We start from the raw sequence: 9948 nt of genomic DNA, 5'->3' as shown, positions 1-9948 counted from the left end.
CGCAGCCTGTCCGGCACCCGCCGTTGAGCCGTCCATCCGTCAATGAAAGGGAAGCATCGTGAGCAATGACACCTACGATCAGTACCGCGAAAGCGTGGCCGGCCGTGCCGATGTCTCGGACACGCCGGAACTGCTGGCCTACTACCGCCAGCTGGAACAGTTGAAGACCGGCGCACTCTGGACGGTGGCCAACAAGATCGAGCCCTGGCAGCCGAAATCGCAATCGGTGCCGGTGCTGTGGCGCTATGCCGAGCTGCGCGAACACGTGCTGCGCTCGGTGGCGCTGGTCTCGCCGGAGAAGGCGGGCCGGCGCGTGATCTATCTCGACAATCCGGGCCGCCGCGAGGTCTCGGCCGCTGTCGGCTGGCTCTATTCCGGCCTGCAGGTGATGCATCCTGGCGAGGTCGCCAGTGCGCACGCGCATTCCTCCTCGGCCCTGCGCTTCATCATGGAAGGACGCGGTGCCTACACCATCGTCGACGGCCACAAGATGACGCTGGAAGCCAATGACTTCGTGCTCACTCCCAATGGCACCTGGCACGAGCACGGCGTGGAAGCCGATGGCCTGCCCTGCATCTGGCAGGACGGCCTGGACATTCCGCTGGTCAATGCGCTGGAGGCCGGCTTCTACGCCGTCCATCCCGACCTGCACCAGGCCGTGACCCATCCGGTCGACGATGCGGTGGCGCTGTGGGGCGCCCCCGGCCTGCGTCCACAGGATGTGGGCTGGAACAGGCCCTACTCGCCGCTCTTCAAGTACCAGTGGGGACCGACCTATGAAGCCCTGCAACGCTATGCCCGCGCTACCGAGGGTAGCCCCTTTGATGGCCTGCTGATGCATTACACCAACCCGGTCAGCGGCGGCCACGTGATGGCCACCATCGGTGCCAGCATGCAGTTGCTGCGTCCGGGGTTCGCGGGCTGCGCGCATCGCCATACCGGCAGCTTCATCTACCAGGTGGCCAAGGGCCATGGCCATTCCATCATCGATGGCCAGCGCTTCGACTGGAAGGAGCGCGACATCTTCTGCGTTCCGTCCTGGGCCTGGCATGAGCACGTCAATGGCAGCGCCAGCGAGGATGCCTGCCTGTTCTGCTTCAGCGACTTGCCGGTCATGGAGAAGCTGGGCCTGTATCGCGAAGAAGCCTATGCCGAGCACCAGGGCCACCAACCCGTCATCACCCCTGCAGCCGCGTGAGGCTGCGGGGATTTTCTGAACGCCCTACCAACATCCAACAGGAGTGAGATGCCATGAAACTGGTTACCTACCGCGCCAATGTGAGCGCCGCCGCCCGCCTGGGCGCCATCGTCGATGACCTGGTCGTCGACCTGCAACAGCTGGGCCTGTACGCCGGCGAGGCGCTGCCCGACAACATGCTGGACTTCATCGACCTCGGCCCGTGTGCCATCACCAGCACCACCGCATTGCTGGAGCGCCATCGCGGCCAGTGGCCGGTGGGCGTGGCACGTCCGCTGGTCAATGTCCGGCTGCTGGCACCGATTCCGCGTCCGCGCAAGAACATCTTCGGCATCGGCCTGAACTACGTGGAGCACGTGGAAGAATCCAGCCGTACCCTGGATACCTCCAAGGAGCTGCCCAAGCAGCCGGTGATCTTCTCCAAGCCGCCCACCACCGTGATCGGCCAGGGTGACGCCATCGAGCACAACCAGGCCATCACCCGCCAGATGGACTGGGAAGTGGAACTGGCCGTCATCATCGGCAAGCAGGCCAAGGGCGTGAGCAAGAACGACGCGCTGGACTACGTGTTCGGCTACAGCGTCATGAACGACATCAGCGCCCGCGACAACCGCCGCGCCGGCCAGTGGATCTATTCCAAGGGCCAGGACACCTACGCGCCCTTCGGCCCCATGATCGTCACCGCCGACGAGATTCCCGACCCGCACAACCTGGACCTGAGCCTGACCGTCAACGGCGTGACCAAACAAAGTTCCAACACCCGCCACATGCTCTTCAAGGTCGACACCCTGATCGCTGACATCAGCGCCGGCATCACCCTGGAACCAGGCGACATCATCGCCACCGGCACCCCCGCCGGTGTCGGTGCCGGCCGTTCGCCGCAGGAATGGATGTGGCCGGGTGACGTGGTGGTGGCTACCGTCGAGAAGATCGGCAGCCTGCGCAATCCCATCGTCGCCGTGGGCGAGCTGCCGCCGGGCAAGGCCTGAGCCTTCAGATTCAAGCGCGGTCTGCCATGCAGGCCGCCGTTCTCTCACCAAGGAACTGACATGCTCGAACTTCAACGTTTCAAGGCCGCAGCGGTCCAGGCGGCACCGGTCTTCCTCGATACCGACGCCACGGTGGACAAGGTGGTGGCACTGATCGCCGAAGCCGCCGGCCATGGTGCAAAGCTGGTGGCTTTCCCGGAAGTGTTCGTGGCCGGCTATCCCTACTGGAGCTGGATCATGAACCCGATCGAGGGCAGCAGCTGGTTCGAACGCCTGGTGCGTTCGGCCATCGAGATCCCCGGTCCCGAGATCAGCAAGATCGCGCAGGCGGCCGCGCGCCACCAGATCAACGTGGTGGTGGGCGTGAACGAACGCAACCGCCACGGCATCGGCACGATCTACAACACCGTGGTCACCATCGCCGATGATGGCCGCATCATCGGCCGCCATCGCAAGCTGGTACCGACCTGGGCCGAGAAGCTGACCTGGGCCCCGGGCGATGCGTCGGGCCTGCGCGTGCACCAGACCAGCATCGGTCCGCTCGGTGCGCTGGCCTGCGGAGAAAACACCAATACGCTGGCGCGCTTCTCGTTGCTGGCGCAGGGCGAACTGGTGCACGTGGCCAGCTACATTGCGCTGCCGGTGGCCCCGGCCGACTACGACATGGCCGAGGCCATCAAGGTGCGCGCTGCGGCCCACTGTTTCGAGGGCAAGGTGTTCACCATCGTGTCCTGCTCGACCGTCTCGGAAGAGATCATCCAGGCCATGGAAGCCAGCCACCCGCAGGCCCGCGCGCTGCTGTCACGCCGCAACAGCGCCTTCTCCGGCGTGCTGGGTCCGGATGGGCGGGTGATCGGCAGCCCGCTGATCGACGAGGAAGGCATCGTCTATGCCGACATCGATCTGTCGCGCTGCATCCAGCCGCGCCAGATGCACGACATCACCGGCCACTACAACCGCTTCGATGTCTTCAATCTCAACGTCAATCGCCAGCCCTTGCAGGCTGCGCATTTCTCCGATGGCGATGCTGTCATGGATGAAGTGCCGGTCGAGGCCGTGGCGGAAATTCAAAAGGATCGCCCATGACCACGAAAGTCAGCCAAGCCGCCGACAGTGCCCGCAGCTATCGCATCGGGCAGATCGTGCCCTCGTCCAATACCACCATGGAGACCGAGATCCCGGCCATCCTGCGTGCGCGGGAACTGATCCTGCCGGAGCGTTTCACTTTCCACTCCAGCCGCATGCGCATGAAGCACGTCACCAAGGAAGAGCTGGCCGCCATGGATGGCGACAGCGACCGCTGCGCGCTGGAATTGTCGGATGCGCGGGTGGATGTGCTCGGCTATGCCTGCCTGGTGGCCATCATGAGCATGGGGCGCGGCTATCACCGCGTCTCCGAGCAGCGCCTGCACCAGCGCACCGTGGACAATGGCGGCCCGGCTCCCGTGGTGACCAGCGCCGGTGCGCTGGTCGACGGCCTGCATGCCATCGGTGCCAAGAAGGTGTCCATCCTCACGCCCTACATGAAACCGCTTACGCAACTGGTGATCGATTACATCGAGAACGAAGGCATCGAAGTGGTCGACAGCATCTCGCTGGAAATTCCGGACAATCTGGAAGTCGGCCGCCAGGATCCGCGCGCACCCATCGAGATCACCAAGCGTCTCGACACCCGGGGCGTGGATGCCGTCGTGGCCTCGGCCTGCGTGCAGATGCCTTCGCTGGCCTCGGTGCAGGCCATTGAGGATCGCGTCGGCCTGCCGGTGCTGTCTTCCTCGGTGGCCACCACTTACATGATGCTCAAGCGGCTGGAGTTGAGTACCGCCGTGCCGGGTTTTGGCGCGCTGCTGTCGGGGCGCTATTGAGCGGGGTCAAGAAAGCCCCGTCCGGGGAGGCCATGGGTCTCCCCATTGCGCCCGGGGACGGGGTATCCTTGCTGCTTTCAGAAGAAGAGGCAGCGAGGGGAATGGCAAAGTCAAAGGCATTCGTCGACAACTACCTGCCGGCTCTGCTGGGGCAAGCCTGGCAGCTGTTGTCGACCCAGTTTCATGCGGTGGTGGAAGCACACGGCCTGTCGGTGCTGGAATGGCGCGTGCTGTCGATTCTGGCCAGCAACGGCGGCATGAGCATCTCGGCCCTGGCCGATGCGGCGGTAAGCAAGCAGCCCACGGTCACGCGGCTGCTGTTGCGGCTGGAAGCGCAGGGCCATGTCGAGCGCACCACCAGCCAGGATGATCGTCGCTTTACGCTGGTGCGGGTCACGCGCAATGGCCGCCGGCTGGTCTCGGGCCTGATCGAACTGGCCGAGCAGCACGAGCGCGAGGTACTGGCCTCGATGAATCCGCAGAAGGTGGAGATGCTCAAGGAACTCCTGCAGGAAATCATCACGCGCTATCGACCGCAACGCTGACCCGGCGCGCAGCGCTTACTTGGGCCGCCGCATCTGGAACCGGCCCTGCGGCAGCACCTCGAAGTAATCCGCCGGTCCGCCGCCGCGCAGGATGTGCTGCGCCGCTGCAGTATCGTAGACGCCCTCGACCAGCAGCGACTGGTCGATGTGCACCGCCACCACTTCTCCGTAGACCATCCAGGTGTCCAGCGTGCGGCCTTCCAGCGTGGTCAGCGGCTGGATCTGCGTCACCTTGCATTCCATCGCCACCGGGCTTTCGCCCACGCGCGGTGCGGCCACCACCAACCCCGCTACCGGCGTCAGTCCGGCCAGCTCGAATTCATTGACCTCGCTTTGTTCCAGGCTGCTCTGGTTGACCTGCTCGGCCAGCGCCCGCGTGGCCAGGTTGTAGACGAATTCGCCGGTGGCCTCGGCATTGCGCACGCTGTCCTTCTTGCCGACGCTGGCGAAGGCGACGATGGGTGGCCGGTAGTTGAAGATGTTGAAGAAGCTGTAGGGCGCCAGGTTGGGACGGCCCTCGGCATTGAGGGTGGAGATCCAGCCGATCGGGCGCGGACCCAGGATGGACGGGATGGGATCGTGCGCCAGGCCGTGGCCGTGGCGCGGTTCATAGCGGTGAAAGAGTGGGCTCATTGCAATAGGCGGGCAAGCGCTGCCGGATACGGATGGAAACCGTATTATGTCGCGCCTGCCGTCCAGGCAGGAGGACCGCCGCATCAAAGCTGCCAGATACGGACGGTCACCGCGCTGCCTGGACTGTGATTGCTACCCGGTTCAGAACCCCCAGCTCAGCATGCCCACCAGCTGGTTGCCCTGCTTGACGTCAAAGCGGTTGTAGCCGCCAAGGATGGCCTGCAGCGACCAGGTGATGGAAGAGTCGGGGAAGGGCGCCGACAGGCCCAGCGTCAGGTGGCGCAGGCCGCCGCTGCTGGGGCCGTTGCCGGCGAAGCAGCCATTGACCACGAAGGCCTGGCCCGCCCCGCAGGAGGCACCGGTGGCGGTGTCGCGGGTGCCGAGATACTTGCCTTCGCGGCTGTAGGTGTAGGCGCCCAGCGTGCCGGTGAAGGTGATGTCGTAGGGCAGCGGCTTGGTGTAGACCAGGGTCCAGTAGGTATCGCCCTTGTTGCCCCAGACCACGTCGTTGAGCAGCGTCTGCGCATTGAAGGACAGCGCGCCCCAGGTCAGGCCGGCCTTGGTTTCCAGCGCATTGGCATGGCTGCCGTTGGCGTAGTAGTAGCCGGTCATGCCCAGGGTATAGCCGAGGTCGCCGTTGATGTTGCCGGTGTAGGCGAAGTAGAGATCGTTTTCCACCGAACGCGGTTTCTGGAATTCGGTAATGCTGCGATCACCGTAGGAATTGCCCAGCTGCTTGTACGAATAATTGATGGTCGAGGCCCAGTAGCCGAAGCTCCAGCCACTGCTGTGGACGAAGTCGATGCCCCATTGCAGCGCGGCCTGATCCGATTCGGGCGCGTCGGCTCCGGGATTGCCCAGTGGCTGGCCGTTGCCGTAGGTGGTGGTGACACCGCGCAGTACATAGCGCGAGGCCAGGTCGATGTGTTTGGTGATGGTCCACGGACCGGCCGGGGCCGCTGCCGGCGCGGCATCATCGGCCAGCGCCGGAGCGCAGACCAGCAGGGTGGTGAGGGCGGCAGCGCAGGTGCCGAGGCTGCAAAGGCGCGACAGGGAAGTGGCGTAGGTAGTCAAGGTTCTCTCCGTGGGTTGGTCTGGAAGCAGCGTGGATCAGTGTGAAAGCAAGGGACGAGCAGGCCCCGGCGGGTCCGTTGCCGGACCCGCGCAAGACAGTGGGTGATGCTGTTGTGGTGGTGACGTTGGGCGTGCGTGCGCGCAAAAAACTTAAAGTTTTCCGTCGGCCGCCATCTTCATGTAGGCCGGGTCGAAGCGCAGCTTGACGTTCTTCTTGTCGCCGATCACCACGTTGCCGTCGAAGGCGACGCCGATACCATCGGCGCTCTTGACGTTGGGACCGAGGATGCCGTGGTCAAAGCTGAACTTGGCGATGCGGCCCATGATGGCCGGCAGCTCCTTCTTGGTGGCGAATTCCAGCGCCGCCTTGGGCTGGTAGAACATGGCGGTGGCTGCCAGCTGCGACTGGAAGCCCGCCAGGTCGGTGCCGGAAGCCTTGCCCATGGCGGTCAGCGCGCGGGTGGCGCGCTCATCCTTGGCAGTCATGATGGCCATCATCTCGTACCACGCACCGGTGAGGGCCTTGCCGAAGGCGGGGTTCTCCTGCAGGGTTTTTGTGTTGACCACCATCAGGTCCATGATTTCGCCGGGCAGCTGCTTGGAGGTGTAGACCAGCGACACATCGGGCGAGGCCGCAATCGAGGACAGCATCGGGTTCCAGGTCACCGTGCTGGTGACGGCCGGGGTGGCGAAGGCGGCAGTGATGTCGGCGTCGCTGGTGTTGACCACCTTGACGTCACGCTCGCGCAGGCCGGCCGTTTCCAGCGCGCGCGCCAGCAGGTAGTGCGAGACCGAGAATTCCACCAGCTGTACCGACTGGCCCTTGATGTCGGCCAGCTTCTTGTTCTTCCCCTTGAGGACGATGCCATCGTTGCCGTTGGAATAGTCGCCCACGATAAGCGCCGTGGAGTCCACGCCACCGGCGGCGGGAATGGTGAGCGCATCCATGTTGGTCATGGTGCAGCCGTCGAACTTGCCGGCGGTGTACTGGTTGATCGACTCCACGTAGTCGTTCAACTGCACGGCACTGATGGTGATGCCGTACTTCTTGCCCCACTTGGCCAGGATGCCTTGCGCCTGGGCTTCGCCCCAGGGCATCCAGCCGGCATAGATGGAAGTACAGACCTTGAAGTCGGTGCGGGGGGCGGCGTGGGCCGGTGAAAGCGCGCCGGTGAAGGCGGCCAGGGCGATGGCAGCGCCACCAAGGATTCGGGAAATGTTGTACACGGCGTAGGGTCCTCGAAGGGTTTATTGGAAAAAGCCCGGGAGCGGCGCGGTCGTTGCGAACGCGTCATCTCCCGGGCTTTTCTCCCGCCGTGTAACCCCTTGCGAGGTCGACTGCTCTCGGACCAGACATCCGCACCAGCGAACCGGAACCCTAGCTGTCCATTGCAAATTGTGCTGACTCAAGACCGGACTCGCCGGCTCCCGCTCGCTTTTCAGCAAGGTTCATGCCAATACCCTCTGGCGATGTCGATGATGCGGGATGCCGGTTTTCGCTATTAATAGCGAACGGCTCAACGCTCCATTGACTGCGCCACACGTGAGCGTTGCTGGCGCATCGTGCGCGCGCCAAATCGGTGCCGGTTTGCACCATGCTTGCGCTCCGGCGATCCGCGATGCGCCACACGATTGGCTGTACGCCAGTGCAGGTGCGGGTTTGCGCCGGGTGCGCAAGGGCGTGCTGGGCTGGTCTGGATCTTGCATGCAAGATTGTCGTTCTCGCCGTGGGCGAGCCAAGACGACTTGGGCCGAAGCAAATGAAGCGCATGCATCACGCGTGGCATCGGCAACCATCCCTGGACGGCCAGGCCATGTTCGCAGGAGCAGACCATGCCCATGACCCGATCTCACGACACTACCGTTTTTCCCTTCGCTTTTTCCAGCGAGGCCGCACAGGCCCTGCCGCTGTGTGGCCGCATGCGCACTTCGCTGCTGTTGATCGAGGTGCTCACGCATGCGTTGCGCTGGCTGCGCCGCGCGCGCTGATGGTATGGAATTTGCTGAAATCCAATGACATGCAGAGCAGCCCGCACCGATGATCTGACGATGACCTGATCATCCGACGGCTGCACAAGACGTTCAAATAGCTGGCTAGGGTTCCGGTCTGCCGCAGGCAGATGACTGGTCCGAGAGCCGGCGACCTCGGTCGAGGTTACACGGCGGGACAAAAGCCCGGGAGAGAGTTGCACCACAGGTGCCGCGCTGCTCCTGCTTTTGTTCAACCCCGACCGGAGTTTCCCGTGATCGCTGTCCGCCACCCCAGGTTCCATCCCGCAGCCCTTGTGCTGCGTCCGTCCCTGCCTCGGTCCTTGCCACAGGGAGGCGCGTCATGCGCTTCCTGAATCGCCACCCCGGCCGCTCCGGGCAGTGGCTCCTCACGCTGTTGCCCTTCCTCATTCTGGCGCTGCTGTACGCCTTCGGCTCGGCCACGCGCCTGGCCGACAATCCCAATGACAAGCTCTTGCCCAGCCTCGCGCAGATGGTCGATGCGGTCCGTCACATGGCCTTCATGGAAGATCCGCGCACCGGCGACTACCTGTTCTGGAGCGACACCCTGGCCAGCCTGCAGCGCGTGCTGCTGGGCCTGGGCATCGCGGCCGTGGCCGGGCTGGTGCTGGGCATCGCCAACGGCATCTTCCCGGTGCTGCGCGCCGGATTTTCGCCCCTGTTGACCGTGATCTCGATGGTGCCGCCGCTGGCGATCCTGCCTATCCTCTTCATCGTCATGGGACTGGATGAATTGTCCAAGGTGATGTTGATCGTCATCGGCGTCACGCCCTTGCTGGCGCGTGATCTCGAACACACCGGCCGCGCCATCCCCGCCGAACTGCTGATCAAGGCGCAGACCCTCGGCGCCAACAGCTGGACCGTGGTGCTGCGGGTGGCCCTGCCGCAGATGCTGGCGCGCCTGCTGGTCTCGCTGCGCCTGTCGCTGGGGGCCGCGTGGCTGTTCCTCATTTCTGCGGAAGCGATTTCGGCCACGGCCGGCCTGGGCTACCGCATCTTCCTCGTGCGCCGCTATCTGGCCATGGACGTGATCCTGCCCTACGTGGTCTGGATCACGCTGCTGGCGTGGCTGATCGACTGGTCTCTGCGTGCGATTCACCGCCGCTTCTTCCCTTGGGCTGAAGGAGGCCGCGCATGAGCTACATCGAGATTCGCAACGTGTGGCAGCAATACGGCCAGAACGTGGTCCTGGAGCGCCTCAACCTGCGCGTGGAAGAAGGCCAGTTCTGCACCCTGGTCGGTGCTTCCGGCTGCGGCAAGTCGACCTTCCTGCGCCTGCTGCTGGGGCAGGAGCGCCCCAGCAAGGGCCAGCTGCTGCTGCAGGGCCAGCCCTTCCCGGCCGAGCCCGATGCCACGCGCGGCGTGGTGTTCCAGCGCTATTCCGTGTTTCCCCATCTGAACGTGCTGGACAACGTGGCCATCGGTCTGGAACTGCCCCAGTCGCCGCTGCTCGGGCGCCTCTTCGGTGGAGCCAAGCGGCGCGCCCGCGAAGAGGCGGCGCAGCTGCTGCATCGTGTCGGGCTGGGCCACGCGCTGGACCTGTATCCCAGCAGCCTGTCGGGCGGCATGCAGCAGCGGCTGGCGATTGCCCAGGCGCTCATCGTGCGCCCGCGCGTGCTGCTGCTGGATGAACC

At 64.5% G+C, this 9948-nt stretch carries 11 protein-coding genes and 2 riboswitches; of the genes, 8 read left to right on the top strand and 3 right to left on the bottom strand.

Annotation, left to right across the window (positions count from 1 at the left end):
- Positions 1–58: 58 nt before the first annotated feature.
- The 5 genes from B3873_RS11845 to B3873_RS11825 all read left to right on the top strand — a co-directional run bounded on the left by B3873_RS11845 (position 59) and on the right by B3873_RS11825 (position 4597).
- Positions 59–1198: a cupin domain-containing protein gene (locus B3873_RS11845; RefSeq protein ID WP_286866236.1), complete on the top strand. Its 1140-nt coding sequence runs from the start codon at positions 59–61 to the stop codon at positions 1196–1198.
- Positions 1199–1251: 53 nt separating this feature from the next.
- Positions 1252–2187 carry a fumarylacetoacetate hydrolase family protein gene (locus B3873_RS11840; protein WP_039783224.1) on the top strand — a complete coding sequence of 312 codons (936 nt, stop codon included), beginning with the start codon at positions 1252–1254 and terminating at the stop codon, positions 2185–2187.
- Between the two features lie 60 nt (positions 2188–2247).
- Entirely contained in the window at positions 2248–3273 is a 1026-nt protein-coding gene (locus B3873_RS11835) for a carbon-nitrogen hydrolase family protein (RefSeq protein ID WP_209533916.1), read from the top strand.
- Positions 3270–4052 carry a maleate cis-trans isomerase family protein gene (locus tag B3873_RS11830; RefSeq protein ID WP_051156182.1) on the top strand — a complete coding sequence of 261 codons (783 nt, stop codon included), beginning with the start codon at positions 3270–3272 and terminating at the stop codon, positions 4050–4052. Before B3873_RS11835 ends, B3873_RS11830 begins: the two co-directional genes overlap by 4 nt.
- 101 nt (positions 4053–4153) lie before the next feature.
- Positions 4154–4597 (top strand): MarR family winged helix-turn-helix transcriptional regulator, encoded by a 444-nt coding sequence (locus B3873_RS11825; RefSeq protein WP_034333847.1) that lies wholly within the window; start codon positions 4154–4156, stop codon positions 4595–4597.
- Between the two features lie 15 nt (positions 4598–4612).
- On the opposite strand, the gene B3873_RS11820 is transcribed toward B3873_RS11825, so the two are convergent.
- From B3873_RS11820 to B3873_RS11810, 3 genes are all read right to left on the bottom strand, one after another.
- Entirely contained in the window at positions 4613–5230 is a 618-nt protein-coding gene (locus B3873_RS11820; protein WP_286866229.1) for a flavin reductase family protein, read from the bottom strand.
- A gap of 141 nt (positions 5231–5371) precedes the next feature.
- Entirely contained in the window at positions 5372–6304 is a 933-nt protein-coding gene (locus B3873_RS11815; protein ID WP_286866227.1) for a TorF family putative porin, read from the bottom strand.
- 150 nt (positions 6305–6454) lie between these two features.
- Positions 6455–7531, bottom strand: a complete 1077-nt coding sequence (locus tag B3873_RS11810) for a putative urea ABC transporter substrate-binding protein (protein ID WP_134223770.1) — start codon at positions 7529–7531, stop codon at positions 6455–6457.
- A 66-nt stretch (positions 7532–7597) separates the two neighbouring features.
- Positions 7598–7697, bottom strand: a riboswitch (guanidine-I (ykkC/yxkD leader).
- Between the two features lie 446 nt (positions 7698–8143).
- Between B3873_RS11810 and B3873_RS11805 the strand changes: the two genes are divergently transcribed.
- From B3873_RS11805 to B3873_RS11795, 3 genes are all read left to right on the top strand, one after another.
- Positions 8144–8293 carry a hypothetical protein gene (locus tag B3873_RS11805; protein WP_198516410.1) on the top strand — a complete coding sequence of 50 codons (150 nt, stop codon included), beginning with the start codon at positions 8144–8146 and terminating at the stop codon, positions 8291–8293.
- Positions 8294–8387: 94 nt separating this feature from the next.
- Positions 8388–8488: riboswitch (guanidine-I (ykkC/yxkD leader) on the top strand.
- 148 nt (positions 8489–8636) lie between these two features.
- The gene (locus tag B3873_RS11800; RefSeq protein WP_286866209.1) at positions 8637–9452 is read left to right on the top strand and encodes an ABC transporter permease; all 816 of its coding nucleotides are present in this window, start codon (positions 8637–8639) and stop codon (positions 9450–9452) included.
- On the top strand, positions 9449–9948 hold a 500-nt coding region (locus tag B3873_RS11795; protein ID WP_286866207.1), incomplete at its 3' end, for an ATP-binding cassette domain-containing protein. The genes B3873_RS11800 and B3873_RS11795, both read left to right, overlap by 4 nt.

The sequence above is a fragment of the Herbaspirillum sp. UBA812 genome (assembly GCF_002296545.1).
Lineage (GTDB): Bacteria > Pseudomonadota > Gammaproteobacteria > Burkholderiales > Burkholderiaceae_D > Herbaspirillum > Herbaspirillum huttiense.
Note: the sequence above shows the minus strand (reverse complement) of the source record. Positions and strands in the feature narration are given on the sequence as shown.

Coding starts and splice junctions, on each gene's coding strand:
- B3873_RS11840 (WP_039783224.1), top strand. CDS start 1,252: ATGAAACTGGTTACCTACCGCGCCAATGTGAGCGCCGCCGCCCGCCTG.
- B3873_RS11835 (WP_209533916.1), top strand. CDS start 2,248: ATGCTCGAACTTCAACGTTTCAAGGCCGCAGCGGTCCAGGCGGCACCG.
- B3873_RS11830 (WP_051156182.1), top strand. CDS start 3,270: ATGACCACGAAAGTCAGCCAAGCCGCCGACAGTGCCCGCAGCTATCGC.
- B3873_RS11825 (WP_034333847.1), top strand. CDS start 4,154: ATGGCAAAGTCAAAGGCATTCGTCGACAACTACCTGCCGGCTCTGCTG.
- B3873_RS11820 (WP_286866229.1), bottom strand. CDS start 5,230: ATGAGCCCACTCTTTCACCGCTATGAACCGCGCCACGGCCACGGCCTG.
- B3873_RS11805 (WP_198516410.1), top strand. CDS start 8,144: ATGACCCGATCTCACGACACTACCGTTTTTCCCTTCGCTTTTTCCAGC.
- B3873_RS11800 (WP_286866209.1), top strand. CDS start 8,637: ATGCGCTTCCTGAATCGCCACCCCGGCCGCTCCGGGCAGTGGCTCCTC.